Source organism: Actinomyces israelii DSM 43320 (assembly GCF_000711965.1).
In the GTDB taxonomy this organism is placed as follows: domain Bacteria; phylum Actinomycetota; class Actinomycetes; order Actinomycetales; family Actinomycetaceae; genus Actinomyces; species Actinomyces israelii.
This window is the reverse complement of sequence record NZ_JONS01000015.1, coordinates 1-15,510: the sequence shown is the minus strand read 5'-3', so window position 1 is coordinate 15,510 and position 15,510 is coordinate 1. Positions and strand designations below refer to the sequence as shown.

The 15,510-nt window shown below is 71.8% G+C and carries 12 protein-coding genes; 4 read left to right on the top strand and 8 right to left on the bottom strand.

Annotated features, from left to right (window positions below):
• Positions 1 to 102 precede the first annotated feature (102 nt).
• Entirely contained in the window at positions 103 to 990 is an 888-nt protein-coding gene (locus O145_RS06705; protein ID WP_043561481.1) for a LysR family transcriptional regulator ArgP, read from the bottom strand.
• Positions 991 to 1,058: 68 nt separating this feature from the next.
• On the opposite strand from O145_RS06705, the gene O145_RS06700 reads away from it, so the two are divergent.
• From O145_RS06700 to O145_RS06690, 3 genes are all read left to right on the top strand, one after another.
• Complete coding sequence (locus O145_RS06700; protein WP_043561479.1) at positions 1,059 to 1,670, top strand: LysE family translocator; 612 nt, start codon at positions 1,059 to 1,061, stop codon at positions 1,668 to 1,670.
• A gap of 387 nt (positions 1,671 to 2,057) precedes the next feature.
• Positions 2,058 to 3,761, top strand: coding sequence for a signal recognition particle protein (gene ffh / locus O145_RS06695; RefSeq protein ID WP_043561476.1), 1,704 nt, complete (start codon positions 2,058 to 2,060; stop codon positions 3,759 to 3,761).
• 70 nt (positions 3,762 to 3,831) lie between these two features.
• Positions 3,832 to 5,040, top strand: coding sequence for an AAA family ATPase (locus O145_RS06690; RefSeq protein WP_052374783.1), 1,209 nt, complete (start codon positions 3,832 to 3,834; stop codon positions 5,038 to 5,040).
• Between the two features lie 468 nt (positions 5,041 to 5,508).
• Here O145_RS06690 and O145_RS06685 read toward each other — a convergent pair whose 3' ends face one another.
• From O145_RS06685 to O145_RS06665, 5 genes are all read right to left on the bottom strand, one after another.
• On the bottom strand, positions 5,509 to 6,237 hold the full coding sequence (locus tag O145_RS06685; protein WP_043561473.1) for a B3/B4 domain-containing protein: 729 nt from the start codon (positions 6,235 to 6,237) through the stop codon (positions 5,509 to 5,511).
• A 125-nt stretch (positions 6,238 to 6,362) separates the two neighbouring features.
• A complete protein-coding gene (locus tag O145_RS06680; RefSeq protein ID WP_043561469.1) occupies positions 6,363 to 6,977 on the bottom strand; it encodes a response regulator transcription factor in 615 nt (204 codons plus the stop codon).
• The gene (locus tag O145_RS06675; RefSeq protein ID WP_229118402.1) at positions 6,974 to 8,131 is read right to left on the bottom strand and encodes a sensor histidine kinase; all 1,158 of its coding nucleotides are present in this window, start codon (positions 8,129 to 8,131) and stop codon (positions 6,974 to 6,976) included. The genes O145_RS06680 and O145_RS06675 overlap by 4 nt, the downstream gene beginning before the upstream one ends.
• A gap of 35 nt (positions 8,132 to 8,166) precedes the next feature.
• Positions 8,167 to 9,003, bottom strand: coding sequence for a hypothetical protein (locus tag O145_RS06670; RefSeq protein ID WP_043561463.1), 837 nt, complete (start codon positions 9,001 to 9,003; stop codon positions 8,167 to 8,169).
• Positions 9,004 to 9,116: 113 nt separating this feature from the next.
• Positions 9,117 to 10,118 (bottom strand): ABC transporter ATP-binding protein, encoded by a 1,002-nt coding sequence (locus tag O145_RS06665; protein WP_043561461.1) that lies wholly within the window; start codon positions 10,116 to 10,118, stop codon positions 9,117 to 9,119.
• A 185-nt stretch (positions 10,119 to 10,303) separates the two neighbouring features.
• On the opposite strand from O145_RS06665, the gene O145_RS06660 reads away from it, so the two are divergent.
• Positions 10,304 to 11,830 (top strand): alanine/glycine:cation symporter family protein, encoded by a 1,527-nt coding sequence (locus O145_RS06660; protein ID WP_043561459.1) that lies wholly within the window; start codon positions 10,304 to 10,306, stop codon positions 11,828 to 11,830.
• Between the two features lie 32 nt (positions 11,831 to 11,862).
• On the opposite strand, the gene O145_RS06655 is transcribed toward O145_RS06660, so the two are convergent.
• Together O145_RS06655 and O145_RS06650 are read right to left on the bottom strand one after the other, a co-directional pair.
• A complete protein-coding gene (locus O145_RS06655; RefSeq protein ID WP_229118401.1) occupies positions 11,863 to 13,470 on the bottom strand; it encodes a hypothetical protein in 1,608 nt (535 codons plus the stop codon).
• A gap of 314 nt (positions 13,471 to 13,784) precedes the next feature.
• The gene (locus tag O145_RS06650; RefSeq protein ID WP_052374781.1) at positions 13,785 to 15,095 is read right to left on the bottom strand and encodes a hypothetical protein; all 1,311 of its coding nucleotides are present in this window, start codon (positions 15,093 to 15,095) and stop codon (positions 13,785 to 13,787) included.
• Between the last annotated feature and the right edge of the window lie 415 nt (positions 15,096 to 15,510).

Genomic DNA, 15,510 nt, shown 5'->3' with positions numbered 1-15,510 from the left:
GCCGCCTTCCCGCCCTGGGCCGCGGCGGCTCGCGGAGGTCGGCGGGGGCCGGCCGCGTCCGGGCCTGCACCCGCACGGTCCCGCGCCGGCACCGCCGGCGGCTCAGGGGGCGAGCTCGAGCGCCGCCGCGCGCTGCACGATCGTCGTCAGCGAGTCGAGGGTCGGGGAGTCGAGCCTCCACCGCTGCCAGTACAGCGGCACCCGCACGCTGCGATCCGGGTGGAGCTTGACCAGTCTGCCGGTCTCGAGGTCTCCGGCGATCTGGCCCTCCGGGAGCACGCCCCATCCGAGCCCGAGTCGGGCGGCCATGAGGAACTCGCGGTTCGACGGGATGTAGTGGACAGGGGGCCGGCTCTTCACCGCGGTCTGCCGCAGGTAGGAGTGCTGGAGGTCGTCCTTGAGGTCGAAGCGCAGCATCGGCAGCCTCCCCGGATCGACATCTTCCTCCTTGAGGCCCTTGATCAGGGACGGGGCGCAGGCCGGCCAGTACACCATCGTCCCGAGCCTCTCGACCGTGCAGCCGGGGGCGGGTGCGCTGGAGGTCGTGACCGCCGCCATCACGCGGCCCTCCCCGAGCAGGGCGGCGGTGTGGTCCTGATCCTCGATGTGGAGGTCGAGGAGGACCGATCGCTCCGCCGCGATCCGGGCGATCACGGGCTGGAACCACGTGGAGATGGAGTCCGCGTTGATGGCCAGTGAGACGCGCGTCATCCCGGAGGCATCGGGCGACGAGCCGTCCGCCGCCAGGAGGCGCTGGGCGTCCGAGCTCAGGAGCATGACCTGGCGGGCGAGACCCAAGACGATCGCGCCGGGTCGTGTCGGCCCGGCGGGACGCGACCGCTCCACGAGGACCAGGCCCGCCTCGCGCTCCAGCGCTCCGATCCGTTGGCTCAAGGCGGACTGGGTGATCCCCAGCGTCGATGCCGCGATCTCGAAGGACCCCGACTCGCAGACGGCGCTCAGAGCCTCGAGGTGCGAGGTCTTGAACATCAGGACTCCTTATAGTAGAGAAGCAGAAACGATTTCATTTAATGCTACTCCGGCTGTAGCGTCGTGGCATGACCACGATCTGGGCGTACGTTCCGGTGGCTCTCGTCTTCGGCATCACCCCCGGGCCCGATGCCGCGCTCGCGCTGCGCAGCTCGCTGGCCCACGGCGTCCGGCACGGGACCGTCGTGGCGCTGGGGGCGGCGACGGGCTCGCTCGCCTGGGGGATCGCGGCGGCCGTGGGCGTGGCCGCCTTCGTCGCCCGGGTCCCGGCGGCCTTCGAGATCCTGCGCTGGGCGGGCGCGATCTACCTGGGAGTCCTCGGCGTGCAGTCGATCGTCACGGCCGGCACATGGGACGTCCCGGCGGGCCCCGAGGGGGCGACGACGCCGGTGTCGACAGCGTTCTGGACCGGGCTGGCCGCCGACCTCCTGAACCCGAAGATGGGGGTCTTCTACCTCGCGGTGATCCCGCAGTTCATCCCCAGGGGCGGGCCGGTGCTCCCCTGGTCGATGGCCCTGATGACGATCGAGTTCGCCATCGCGATCGTCTGCCTGTCCGCGTACGCCGCACTCGCGTCCTGCGCGAGGCGGGTCCTCGCGCGTGGCCGGGCCGCCGCCTGGACGCAGCGGCTCCTCGGCGGCGTGCTGCTGGGCCTGGGAGCGCGAGTGGCGATCGGCTAGTCCGACTCGCTCTTCCGCCCTCATCAACCCGTATGCGCCGCCGCACGAGCAAGGTCCGACCTTCTGACGTCGTTCCATCGTGCTGCTCGGACCCACCATGGCGGCCTTCAGCCAAGATCACGTTCCGGCGGCGTGATCGGCGGGTGCTCGAAGCCCCGCCCCGCCGCGGCTCCCAGGCGATCGGCCATGACCCGCCCGTGACGAACGTCGGGTGCGTGCGGGGCCGAGTTCGGACTCGTGGGAGAGGCCGGGCCGCCCTTGCCGGTATCGTGGGGCACAGCCATGCAGCCCGAGCAGCCGCGCAGGCTCTACCCGCGGTCTGCGCAGTGCCCGTGCTGCCCATACTGCCCGTACGACGCGCCCACCAGCGCCAGGAAGGACCTTCGCGTGTTCGGCAACCTCTCCGACCGGCTCACAGCCTCGTTCAGCTCCCTGCGCGGCAAGGGCCGCCTGACCGAGGCGGACATCGACGCCACCGTCTCCGAGATCCGTCGCGCCCTGCTGGAGGCCGACGTCGCCCTGCCGGTGGTCCGCGCCTTCACCGCGGCAGTGCGCGAGAAGGCCAAGGACGCCGCCCGCTCCCAGGCCCTCAACCCCGCCCAGCAGGTGGTGGGAATCGTCAACGACGAGCTCATCGAGATCCTCGGCGGCCAGTCCCGCGAGATCAGCTGGGCCCCCCAAGGCCCCACCATCATTATGCTCGCCGGCCTCCAGGGCGCCGGCAAGACGACGCTGGCCGGCAAGCTCGGCCGCTGGCTGCGCGAGGAGAACAAGCGCGTCCTGCTGGTCGCCTCCGACCTGCAGCGCCCCAACGCCGTCACCCAGCTGAGCGTCGTCGCCGAGCGCGCCGGGGTGGACGTGTGGGCCCCCGAGCCCGGCAACGGCGTCGGCGACCCCGTCCAGGTCGCCCGCACCGGCGTGGAGCAGGCGCGCACCCACGGCTACGACGTCGTCGTCGTCGACACCGCCGGCCGCCTGGGCGTGGACGCCGAGATGATGGACCAGGCCATCCGCATCCGCGACGCCGTGAGCCCCCACGAGATCCTCTTCGTCCTGGACGCCATGGTCGGTCAGGACGCCGTCAACACCTCGGTGGCCTTCCGCGACGGCGTCGGCTTCACCGGCGTCGTGCTCTCCAAGCTCGACGGCGACGCCCGCGGCGGCGCCGCCCTGTCTGTGCGCGGGGTCACCGGCGCCCCGGTCCTGTTCTCCTCCACCGGCGAGGGCCTGGGGGACTTCGAGCGCTTCCACGCCGACCGCATGGCCAGCCGCATCCTGGACATGGGCGACCTGCTCACCCTCATCGAGCAGGCGCAGAAGGCCCTCGACGAGAAGGAGGCCGAGGACGCCGCCGCCAAGCTCGCCTCCGGCGAGTTCACCCTCGACGACTTCCTGAACCAGCTGCGGCAGATCCGCAAGATGGGATCGATGAAGAAGCTCCTGGGCATGATGCCGGGCATGGGGCAGATGCGCGAGGCCCTGGAGGCCTTCGACGAGCGCGAGGTCGACCGCATCGAGGCGATCGTCTGCTCCATGACGCCGGCGGAGCGGCGGGACCTGTCCATCCTCAACGGCTCGCGCCGCTCGCGCATCGCCAAGGGCTCGGGCACCACCGTGCGCGCGGTCAACGAGCTGGTGGACCGTTTCGGTCAGGCCAAGAAGATGATGGAGGCCATGGCCGCCGGAGGTCCCGACGGCGGGGCGGGCGGCATGCCCGGCATGGGCTCGCTGCCGTCCGTGGGCAGGCGTTCCAAGGCCCGGCAGGCCCCCAAGGGCAAACGGCGCAAGGGCGGCAAGAAGGGGCGCTCCGGCAACCCCGCCAAGGCCGCCCGGCAGGCCAGGGAGAGGAGGGCCGCCCGGGCCGGGGCCGACGACGGCGCGCCCGGGGCCGGGGGGCCCGCACCCGCCCCGGGCTCCGCCTTCGGCCTGGGCGGGGGCGCGGACGCGCCCGCTGCGGACCGCTCACGCGGTTACGGCGTGACGCCCGGCCGGGATGCGGCCGCGAGGCATGCCGGCTCCGGGAGCGGCGACGAGGTCGCCGACGCCATGAGCGCCCTGCCCGAGGACCTGAAGCGCCGGCTCGGGCTGTGAGCGCCCGGTCGCGCGTCCTGCGGCGTCTCTTCTGGCACCACAGTCTTCCCCGTGGCGTTAGGCTCCTGATATGGATCCCTCCAACGGTATCCGGATCCGGCGCCTCCGGCTGACGAACTACCGCAGCGTCGCCCTCTGTGACCTGGCGTTCGGCGACCTCGTGGTGCTCGTGGGCCCCAATGGCTCCGGGAAGTCGAATATTGTTGATGCGCTGCTGTTCGTCCGAGAGGCGATTACGGGCGGCCTCGCCGATGCGGTGGAATCGCGGGGAGGCGAGCAGATCGTATTTCAGGGGTCGTCGAGGTCGTCGCACCCGGCCGTCAGCGGGAGGCTTGACGTCGATGGCTTGACGGGTGGACGGAGCTGCGAGTACGAGCTGTCCTTCACGGGCGGCTCCGACAATCTGCACCTGCACTCGGAAGAGGCTTGTGCGGTGCGCTCCCGCGACGGAGACATTGTGGCGCGCTTCGACTCAAAGCTGAGGTATGCGGAGGTGGGAGCACTGGCCTTTCCGCTGCCCGCGCCGCATGAGCCCTCCTCCCTCCTCGCGGTGCTGTCGGGGTACGAGCCCTTCTCGGCGGCTCGCAGGGCCCTGACCTCGATCTCGGCGAGCAGCCCCGACGCTGACGCGATGCGTTCCATCGGTATCCACCAGTCTCGAGCCGTTCTGTGGCAGGACGCGGCGAACATCGCCTCGGTCCTCGCCCGGCTCCAGTCACTGGACCCCGCCCTCAAGGAGAGGATTGACGAGTATCTCCGGCTGATCGTCCCCGGGATCGCCTCAACGGTGGTGCGGCGCGTTGAGGACTGGGAGGTTCTTGAGTTCGAGCAGGAGCCCGTCAAGGGCGATAGGAATCGATCATTCTCCGCCGCGGTCATGAGCGACGGCACACTCCGGGCCCTCGGTGTGCTTACCGCTCTGTTCCCCTCAGAGATCAATGGCGCTTCCTGGCCCGTCTGCATCGAGGAACCGGAGACGGCCCTGCACCCGGCTGCGGCCGGAGTTCTTCTCGACGCGGTTCACGACGCCTCCGAGCGCCGCCAGGTCTTCGTCATCACCCACAGCCCCGATCTTCTCGACGGGGGCGTGGCGCCCTCGGAGCTCTTCGCGGTGCGGGCCACCGGCAACGGCACGCGTGTCGGCTCCCTGGACGGAGCCGGCCGTGTCGCACTGGGGGAGTCTGGCGTCAGTGCGGGCGACCTCCTGCGGACCGACCGGCTCCGGCCCGCACACCAGGACGGCGATCTGCGGTGGCAGGGGGCGGGGCCCACCCGGTGACCGTCCCCGTCCGGCTCACGCCGCAGGTTTTCCGCCAGCCTGCGAGGAGGGCTCCCCGCCCGCCGGACGGGACGCGGGGGCGGCTTGCACATGGGAGCAAGGCGGACCGACGGGACGGGAACCATCTTTCCGCATGTTTCTGCGGTTTCGCGACATCCGTCAAGACGAGGCGATGTGCTCCCATGTGCGCGCAGAGGGGTCTGTGCACATGGGAGCACATCAGCCCGCCCTGACGATCCGAGCAGAACCGCGGAATCTCAACGAGAACCGGCCCCTGATCCGGCGATGTCCCTCTCTCCCATGTGCAACCATCTCCTGGAGCCCCTCACAGCGGGCCCTCCACGGTGACCGCAGCCCCCGCCCGGTCGCGGACACAGCACGAGACCGCGGTCGCTCCCCATGGTCGCCCGTACGTCCCGGGAGCCAGGCGCTGAGACTGGCCGGACAGCGGGCCGGCCCGCCAGCCGGTCACGGCGCGCTGATCAGGCGCGTCGACGCGCGCACCTCGGCGCCCAGCCCGGAGCACGCGCCGATGAGCGCGTCGGCGGCGGCCGTCAGCTGCTCGTCGTCGACCGGGGCCAGAGCGTCAAGAATGAACAGCGCCGTTCGGGTCTGCTCGGACAGGCCGGTGCGCCGGCCCTGCCGCCAGTTCCACCGCCGACAGGTCACCCCGGTCTCGTCGCACCAGACGACCTCGCCGGGCTCGGGGTGCTCGATCACCGTCTCGCCATTGGCAGTGGTGTCGAACGGCTCGGCTCCGGTCGCGCGGACCAGGCGGGCGGGACCGTCGTAGCGGTGGAGGTCCTCCCCGCCCAGGGGGACCTGGTGCAGCACCGAGACCGCGTTGTAGATGTCGGTGAGCGCATTGATCCGCGGCAGGCCTCGCTCCGCGCGGCGGGTGAGGGCCTCGAGGCTGTTGCGGGTGCGCTGCGGCTTCGCGCCGAAGGCCCGGTACGCCTCCCGCCACGCTGCGATGTGCGGCAGCTCGGCCACCGGCGACTCGGCGAGCAGGCCCTGCGCATGAGCCTCGGCCGCCGCGATGAGCTCGTCGGCGCTGCTGCCGGGCTCAGGGCCCGACGCGAGCTCAAGGCCGTCGATCACGACCAGCATGGCCCGGTAGTCCGGTCGCAGCTCGAGCACCGCGGGATCCACGGTGCAGGCGGACAGGAACTCGGCGGGACTCGCGGGGTTGGACATGGCGGACCTTTCTTGCCTCGGGGCGACGGCGGTTATGGCCGTTCGCGGTTGACAGTGCACGAAGCCTAGCCGGAGGGCCCTTCTCGGAGCAGCCGGCTCGTCGTCGCGCGCGCCCGCCCCGGGGCTCACAGCCAGCCGTTGGACTCGGCGGTGCGCGCCGCCTCGGTGCGGTTGCGGGCGTGCGTCTTGGCGATCGCGCTGGACAGGTAGTTGCGCACCGTCCCGGCGCCCAGGTGGAGCGCGGCGGCGATGCCGCGAGCGTCCGCGCCGCGCGCCGCCAGGCGCAGCACCTCCTGCTCCCGCTGCGTCAGCGGGTTGGGCCCCACGAGCACCGACTCCTGGGCGAGAGTCGGGTCGATGACGCGCAGCCCCGCCGCGATCTTGCGGATCGCCTCCGCCAGCTCCTCGGGCGGGGTGTCCTTGACCAGGAACCCCGAGGCGCCGGCCTCCAGGGCGCGGGACAGGTAGCCGGGGCGCCCGAAGGTGGTGACAATGAGGCTGCGGCAGGCAAGACCAGAGGCGGTCAGCGCCGCCGCGGCGGCCAGGCCGTCCATGTCCGGCATGTCGATGTCCAGCAGGGCGACGTCGACGGCGCGCTCCCGGGCCAGGGATAGCGCCTGGCGGCCGGTGCCCGCCTGGGCGACGACGTCGATGTCCGGCTCCAGGCCCAGCAGCGTGGCCAGCGCCCCGCGGACGAGGGCCTGGTCGTCGGCGATGAGGACGCGGATCGGGGTGCTCACAGGGCGACCTCCAGGACGGTGCCCGGACGCTCGGCGGTGCCGCCCGGTGCGGGGCTGGTCAGTGTCAGGGCGCCGCCGGTGGCCTCGACGCGCTCGCGCAGGCCGGTCAGCCCGTTGCCGGGAGGTCGCCCGGCGGTGCCGGCGCCGTCGTCCTCCACGCGCACCCGTCCCGGGGCGAGCGCGACGCTCACGCGGGCGGCGCCGGCGTGGCGCAGCACGTTCGTCGTCGCCTCCCGCAGGGCCCAGGCGAGCAGCTCGCGCTGGGGCAGGGGGACGTCGGCGGCCCGCCCCGAGAAGACCGCGGCGACGTCGGCGGCGGCGAAGGCGGCGCGGGAGGCCTCCATCTGGCCGGCCAGGTCGGGCGCCCGCAGGCGGGTGACGGTGGCGCGCACGTCCGCCAGGGCGGCGCGGGAGAGCTCGACGATCTCGGCCATCTCGCGCTCGGCCGCCTCGGGGCTGCGGCGCACGAGCCGGTGGGCGACCTCCGCCTTGAGGGTCAGGACGGTCAGGGAGTGCCCGAGCAGGTCGTGGACGTCGCGGCCGATCTCCTCGCGCTCCGCAGCGGCGGCGAGCTCGCGCTCCTTGACCTGACGGCGCTCCTGGACATCGGCCCCGATGCGGCCGAGCGCAATAGCGACGGAGGAGAAGGAGCAGCCGGCGGCCATCCCCGCGATGTTCGCCCTCGGGGCGAGGAGGAGGAAGAAGAGGGCGGTCAGGACGCACAGGCACCCGGAGACGGTCAGGCCCACGCGCAGCGTCGTCGCGTACATGATGATCGCGCAGAAGTAGGGCAGGTAGAAGACCGTGTACCACCAGTCCAGACCCGGGCCGGAGACGGCGGCGGCGCCGGCCAGCAGGGCGAGCCTGCCGGCGACGGGGCGCAGCTGCCCGACGGCGCCCGCCCCCGCCGGGAGGGCGAGCCAGGTCGGCATGGTGGAGACGGCCCAGCTGTAGAGGCAGGCGAACCCGACGATCCCGGCGACGCCCAGCGTCTTGAGGGGCACCGGCATGTCGGCGGTGAGGACGAAGAAGAGGGGGACGAGAAGGAGGAGGGTCCAGACGGAGTTCGGCTCGATCCGCCGGTACCAGGGGCGGGTCGCGGCCGCATCTGCTGCGTTCGACGCGGCCGCAGCCCGGGTGCTGCCTGCGCTCACGTGGCACTCACCGGCAGTCGCTGCGGGGCCGGCGGTCAGCGGCGCGTCGTTCGGCGCCGCGCGGCCAGGCAGGCCACGACGAAGATGAGGGTCCACACGGCGATGTTAGCGACCGGCACCCACAGGGCCTCGCGGACGTCGCCGGCCGTGGTGTAGACGATGTCCTTCTGGAGCGCACGGGTCGCCAGGGCGCCGGTGCCGTACATGGGGGTGAAGCGGCCGAAGTCGAACAGGCTTCCGCTCAGCGGCATGAACAGGTTGCCGAGGAAGGCGTAGATGCTGATCGAGGCGCCCGCGATGCCGACCGCCGCCTGCGCCGGGACCCACAGCCCCACGGCCAGGCCGTAGCAGGCGAAGGGGACGGCGGCCAGCAGGGTGAGCAGGTAGCCGGCGGCCCACACCCAGGGCGCGTCCATCCTCGCGCCCGTGAAGATGCCGGCGATGAAGATGACCGTGACCGGGAAGACCGAGACGATGAGGGCGGTGAGCAGCTTGGTGGTGATGTAGATGCGCAGGCCGCCCGCCGTGAGCGCCATCTGGCGGCCCCACCCGCCCGCGTTCTCAACGGCGGCGCCGGCGGCCGTGCAGGTCGCGGCGATGGCCACCGAGAAGACCGACATGTTGATCATGATCGAGGCGGCGACATTGCCGCGCCCGGCGCCGAGGGAGGAGTAGTCCTGCAGGGCGCCCCAGAACAGGTACATGCCCAGCGGCATGATGAGGGTGAAGAAGAGCATGTCCGGGCGGGCCAGGGTGGTGAGCGTGTCGATGCGCGTGTAGGTCCACGGGCGCGGACGACGGGCGGGCGCGGCGGCACTGCCGGCACTGCCGCCGCTGCGGGCGGGGGAGGTGATGGCGGTTGTGGTGGTCATGGCTGGTTCCTTGTGCTGGTGAGGGGTGAGCAGTTGGGTGGGAGTGGGCCGGTGGACGGCGCGGGCGGGGCCGGGCGACCCGCTTCCGCGGAGCACGCCGGGAGCCGGCGGGCTCAGGCCGCGGGCGCAGCGGGGGCGCCAGGGGCGCCGTCGTGCTCTTCCCCGACGAGCTCGGCGAAGATCTCCTCCAGGCTGAGCGCGGTGATGCCCAGGTGGCCGGCCGGGGTGGCGGTCAGCAGGAGGCGGGCGACGTCGTCCGGGGCGCTGGTGCGCAGCTCCAGGTGCGGGCCGCGGACCTGGACCCCCAGCAGGGAGCCGGACACGGGGGCGAGGGCCGCGCGCAACTCCGCCTCCCCGCTCAGGCCCGGCCAGGTCGCGGTCACCGTGGTGCCCTCCCCCAGGGCGCGCACCTCGTCCACCGATCCCTCGGCGACGAGGCGGCCGCGGTCGATAATGATGATGCGGTCGGCGAAGTCGGCGGCCTCCTGCAGGTAGTGGGTGGCGAAGAGGATCGCCCGGCCCTGCTCCGTCTCCCGGCGCATCATGTCCCAGAAGGCGGCGCGGGCGGTGGGATCCATGCCGGTGGTGGGCTCGTCGAGGACCAGCAGCTCGGGCTGGGCCAGGAGGGCCAGCGCCAGGCGGACGCGCTGGATCTCGCCGCCGGAGCACCGGGAGACCTTCCTGCGCAGCAGACCGCCCAGGCCGGTGCGGGCGATCACCGACTCGACGTCGGGAGCGCGCAGCTGGAGGGAGGCGACGATGTCGAGGGTCTGGCGCACCGTGAAGGAGGGGATGAGCCCGCCGGCCTGGAGGACCGCACCCACGCGCCCGGCCCGCACCGCCTCGCGCGGCGCGACCCCCAGGACGGCGGCGGTGCCGGCGTCGGGGCGGGTGAAGCCGAGGACGACGTCGAGGGTGGTGGACTTGCCGGCGCCGTTGGGGCCCAGGAAGGCGACGACCTCACCGGGCGCGACCGTCAGGTCGAGGGAGTCGACGGCGACGACGGGGCCGAAGGTCTTGCGCAGGCCGCGCACGCGCACGGCGGGAGCGGCCGGGGCCGCGCCGACCGGACTGGCGGCGGGGCGCGTCAGTGTGGGGGAGGGTGTGCTGCTCATGACCCGACCCTCGCCCCGGCAGGCCCGACGCGGTACTGAGCCCTGTCACCGGCTCGACGTGACAGATGTCATACACGTCATGCGCGCCCTTCCGGCGCCCGTCCCCGGATGCGGACGCCCGGCGCGGCCGGGGGAGTCGTCCGGTAGCGTCGCGCGCGACCCGTTCCCGACCGACGGAGACCCACGTGCCCATCGCGCTGCCCGCCCTGACGGGAACCGACCTGACGCAGGACCTGTCCGCCTTCGAGGGCCTCGTCTCCGGGAAGGTCCTCATCTGGATCCTGCTCGGCACCGGCCTGTACCTGACGATCCGCACGCGCGGCGTCCAGATGCGCCTGTTCTCCCGGGCGGTTCACCTCGTGGCGCGCTCGCGCCACCAGCGCGGCAGCCTGTCGAGCTTCCAGGCCTTCGTCATCGGGCTGGGCGGGCGCGTGGGCACCGGCAACATCGCCGGGGTCGCGCTCGCGGTCACGCTCGGCGGCCCCGGCGCCCTGTTCTGGATGTGGGTGGTGGCCCTGCTCGGCATGGCGACCTCCTTCGCGGAGTCGACGCTGGCCCAGGTCTTCAAGGTCCGCGGCTCCGACGGCATCTTCCGCGGCGGCCCCGCCTACTACATGCAGCGCGGCCTGGGCCTGCGGGGCGGGCGCCGCCTGAGCCGGCTCGGCCGGGGCATGGGCGTCGTCTTCGCCGCCATGCTCGTCTTCTCCTACGGCCTCATCTTCCCCATGGTGCAGTCCAACACCATCGCCCTGACCCTCCAGGAGGGCCACGGCATCGGGACGGTCGTGACGGCGGTCGCGCTCATGGCGATCACCGCCCCGATCCTGCTCGCCGGCATGCGCGTGGTCGCCCGCGTCACCGAGTGGCTCGTGCCGCTCATGGCGGTCGCCTACCTCGGGGTTGTCCTCGTGGTCATCGTCGTCTCGGCCCCGCGGGTGCCCGGGGTGCTCGTCGATATCGTCGCCGGCGCCCTCCACCTCAGGGCGGGCCTGGCGGGCACCGCTGGCGGCTTCTTCGCGACCTTCCTCAACGGCACCAAGCGCGGCCTGTTCTCCAACGAGGCCGGCCAGGGCTCCTCGCCCAACGGGGCCGCCACCGCTGACGTCGCCCACCCCGTCACCCAGGGGCTCATCCAGGCCCTCGGCGTCTTCATCGACACGATCGTCATCTGCACGGCCACGGGGCTGACCGTGCTGCTCGCCTCGCCGCAGGTCTACACCCCCGGCGTGGAGCCCGAGTGGGCCGAGACCACGCTGGTCCAGCACGCGCTGGCCGACGCCCTGCCGGGAGGCTGGGTCGTCGGCTTCATGAGCTTCGTCGTCTTCACCTTCGCCTACTCCAGCGTGCTGGGCTACTCCGCCTTCGCCGAGATCAACGTCTCCTACCTCGGCGGGGGACGGGCGGCGGGCGTGACCCTGCGCCTGGCCATGACGGCGGCCACCGGCCTGGGCGCCGTCGTCGCCCTGGAGCTGGCGTGGGTCATGGCCGACATCGCCCTGGCGCTCATGACGATCCTCAATCTCGTCGCCGTCCTGTGGCTGAGCCGCTGGGCCTTCGCCGTCCTGCGCGACTACGACGGGCAGCGGGCCCGCGGCGTCGCGGAGCCGGCCTTCGTGGCCCCGGACAACCCGCTGCTGCCGGACGAGCTGCCCGGGGACGTGTGGACGGCCGAGCGTGCGGCCGCCCGCGTGGCCAGCCTCGACGAGGCGTGAGCCGAGAGGGCCGGGGAGCTCCTCCGGCCGGTTCAGCCGGCGGGCGTGCAGCCCACGACGCTGCCGTCCTTGACCGCGATGAGGAGATCGGCGCGTGCGACGGTGACGTGGTCCTGTAGCCCGTACCTTCGGGGGACAAGGCCTCCCCGGTCGCGATCGATAATGCGCACATGGCCGCTGCGGCTGTGGTTCAGGATCAGGTACCGCTCACTCACCGTGGCGGTGAATCCTTGCTTGTACATGGGCGAGGATTTTGTGCCGTAGTCCGCGTCAGTCACCGTGCGCCCATTGAGAGTGCAGGTGCCTTCCCGGGACCGACAGCTGAGAGCGATGGAGGCCCAGGATATGTCCCCCGAAGTGAATGCCTTCTTGTACTGGTCAAGGGTGGGAACTCCCGAGTCCGTCAGAAGCAGCGCGGAGGTGCTCTGGGAAGCGGTGTAGGTCTCCTGCTCGGTTCCGTCGGGAGCCAGGGCAGTGACCGACTTCTCATCGTCCTTGAGCAGGATCCATCCGTCCGCGGCGGGAAAGAGACTTATGACCTTCCCCGCCTCCTTCTGGGGGCGGGTCGCCTTGATGGTCCCGTCCGCCAGCGACACGAAGGACACCGCCCCTCTCTCCTTGGACGAGTCCGAGTCCCCGGTCATCGCCAGGGCGTAGCCGGTGTGAGTGTCCCCGGTAATAGCAGAGTCGAGAAACCCGGGATGGACGGTTCCGGGGAAGGCGACAGGTCCCCAGCGCTGGGTGAGGGTCTTGTCTGCGAGGTCCCAGCCGGTGCAGGTGGGAGAAGGCCTGCTCGTACACGTGATGATGAAATCGTCCGTGACCAGAACCGGCTCGGAGGAGCCCCAGGGCGCGTCCGTGGCCTCACCGGTGGCCGGGTCGATGAGGCTTCTGGAGGAGACGAGGACCGTGGGGGTCATGGCCTTGGGCCGTCCCCTGGGGGTGATCGACCACAGCTCCTGGGGCCGGCCGTCGGCAAGACTGTATCCGCGCAGCTGTTGCTTCGCCCCGGCGGCTCGGTCGTGGACCACGAGGTGGTCGCCGCTGACGTAGGTGCGGATGTCGGCATCGTCGTCGAGCTCGAGGTCAATGCTCCACGCCTGCTTCCACGAGTCGTCGGCGGTATTCGACGATGTGGGCGTCGTGGCGCGGGAGGAGGCCGAGAACCGCGGTGCGGAGGTGGCCCTTGTCGGCCGTGCTCTCCGGGCCGCGTTCCTCTCGCCGTCGTTGTCGAGAGAGCCGACCAGGACGAGGCCGACGACAATGAGGGCGACCGAGGCGGTGAGGATCGCAGGTCCCCAGTCGAAGTCTCGGGGCTTCCCCCTGGCATGGTCCGGGCGCTGCGGGGGCTTGCGGGCCGGCGGCTCGGAGGGGGCGGGCCTGCTTGTCGGGCGCTGCTGGGGCTTGCGGGCCGGCGATGGTTCCGCGGGGGCGGGCCTGCGCGTCGGGCGGCGCAACGGCTCGGGGGCCGGTACTGGTTCGACGAGGGGCGGCTCGCTTGTGGGCGTTGTCCGGCTCGGATGGGGCATTGCCCGGCCCGGGCGGCGGAAGAGGGAGGAGCCGGAGCCGTGCGCCGACCGGGGCGGACGGATGGATGTCGGCGCGCCGGGGGGACGGATGCCGAAGAAGGGACGTTTCATACGCATAAGCATGACCTACGCGTCTTGCGGCTCGCCAGTGCCCGGTCGGAATGCCCGGGTCGTCCTCTTCAGATGATCGGTTCCAACGGGGCGTGGGCCGGGCCAGGTGGGAGGCGCGCACATGGGCGCGCCTCCCCGTCCCCGCGGCCCCCTCTCTCGTCGAGATCGGTCGGAAGTGAACCGATCTCGGCGAAGGGGGCTGCAGGGGCTGCGCGGGCCGTGCCGGGGGGCGCCGGCCCCGCTCGCCGTCCACGGAATCGATCATCTACGCCGACGTCGGGTCGTCTCCGCGCAGCCGGTTGAAGACAGCCGGCTCACTCGGGGGGCGTGTAGGCGACGAGGCTGCCGTCCTCGACCGCGATAAGCAGGTCCGCCCGCACGACCTTGACGCGGGTGCGGGACCCGTACAGCGCGTCCCCCTGGGGGACGACGCCTCCCCGGTCACGATCGATAATGCGCACCTTGCCTCCGAAGTCGTGGCTCAGGACAAGGTAGCGCTCATTCGCCGTCGCAGTGAAGTCGAACTCGTACATGAGCGAGGACCGCGTAGCGTCATCCGCGCCGGTGAGCGGCTGTCCGTTGAGCGTGCAGGAGCGACTGTGGCAGCTGAAGGCTATCGAGGCCCAGGAGGTCCCTCCCAAGGTGAAAGTACTTTTGTACTGCTCGACGGTGGGCAGCCCGGAGTCGGAGTCTGTCAGCAGCAGTGTCAGCATGTTCTGGACAGAACCATAGGTCTCTATCTCGGTGCCGTCCGGCTCCAGGGCGGTGACCGACCGGGGAGCGGCGCCGAGCTGGAGCCATCCGTCCGCGGCAGGAACAAAATGCAGGTACTCGCCGCCCTCCTCGTCCGGCCGGGTCTGAATGCTCCCGTCTGCCAGTGACACGAAAGCCACGGATTCCTCGGACGAGAATGAGCCATGGACCTCTGCCAGGGCGTAGCCGGTGTGGGTGTCCCCGGTGACGGCAGTCCTGTTGAAACGGGGACGGGCGGTTCCGGGGAAGGCGACCGGTCCCCAGCGCTGGATGAGGGCTCCGCCGTCGAGGTCCCAGCCGGTGCAGGCAGGGGAGGGCCTTGTCGCGCAGGTGATGATGAGGTCATCCGTGACCAGGGATGCGTAGGACGACGCACCCCAAGGGGCATCCGTGGTCTCGCCGGTGGCGGGATCAATGAGCTGACCGCCCAGAACGAGGACCGAGGAGGTCAGCGCTGTCGGCTGGCCCGCGGATGTTGTCGACCACAGCTCCTGGGGTCGGCCGCCGGCGAGGCTGTATCCGCGCAGCCGTGCGTTCGCCCGCTCCCCGGGAACCCAGTCATAGACCACGACGTAGTCGCTGTTGGCGTAGATCTCGACCTGGGCGTCAGCGCCCAGGTCGAGATTGGTGCTCCATGCCTGCTTCCACGAGTCTCTCGGGCCGACAGAGGGTGCGGGGGACGCGGTGGAGGCGGATGCGGAGGGCTGAGGAGCGGCGGCCCCCGTCGACCGCGTGTCTCCCGCTGCGTTCTGCTCACTGTCTCTTCGGAGACGTGCGAGTGCGCCGACCGCGACGAGCACGACGACGAGGGCGACGGTGGTGGCGATGAGGAACGCAGATCTCCGAGTGAGGCTCCCGAGCCACGTCTCCACGCGGTTCGGGCGCCGCGGCGGTTCGGACGGGTCGGGCGTGCCTGTGCGCGCCACCCTGCCCGGGCGGTGGAACGGGGATGAGCCGGAGACGCCGCTCGCCGGCCGGGGCGGGCGGACAGAGGACGATGCGCCGGGGGGACGGATGCCGAAAGAGGGGCGTCTCACAAACAGAAGCATGATCCATTCGCCCGGCGGCTCGCCACCTTCTGCTGCAGCGTCTTTCAGCACCTTCACGTGCGCCGGACCGGTCGAGGCCTGTGGTGGATCCCGCAGGTGCGCACGGGCACTGGGAAGGGGCGCAGTGGTTGACGGTGGTGATTGTCTGGCATGATGGCGTGGTTGTGCGGCCGTGTGCGGTCCCTCTCCCGGGCGTGGTCGTGCTGGTAGGCGTGCGTCGAGGGACTGTTGCTTGACC

Excerpts from the sequence above, each read along its gene's own strand:
- O145_RS06705 (WP_043561481.1), bottom strand. The coding sequence starts at position 990 with ATGTTCAAGACCTCGCACCTCGAGGCTCTGAGCGCCGTCTGCGAGTCG.
- O145_RS06700 (WP_043561479.1), top strand. The coding sequence starts at position 1,059 with ATGACCACGATCTGGGCGTACGTTCCGGTGGCTCTCGTCTTCGGCATC.
- O145_RS06690 (WP_052374783.1), top strand. The coding sequence starts at position 3,832 with ATGGATCCCTCCAACGGTATCCGGATCCGGCGCCTCCGGCTGACGAAC.
- O145_RS06685 (WP_043561473.1), bottom strand. The coding sequence starts at position 6,237 with ATGTCCAACCCCGCGAGTCCCGCCGAGTTCCTGTCCGCCTGCACCGTG.
- O145_RS06670 (WP_043561463.1), bottom strand. The coding sequence starts at position 9,003 with ATGACCACCACAACCGCCATCACCTCCCCCGCCCGCAGCGGCGGCAGT.
- O145_RS06665 (WP_043561461.1), bottom strand. The coding sequence starts at position 10,118 with ATGAGCAGCACACCCTCCCCCACACTGACGCGCCCCGCCGCCAGTCCG.
- O145_RS06655 (WP_229118401.1), bottom strand. The coding sequence starts at position 13,470 with ATGAAACGTCCCTTCTTCGGCATCCGTCCCCCCGGCGCGCCGACATCC.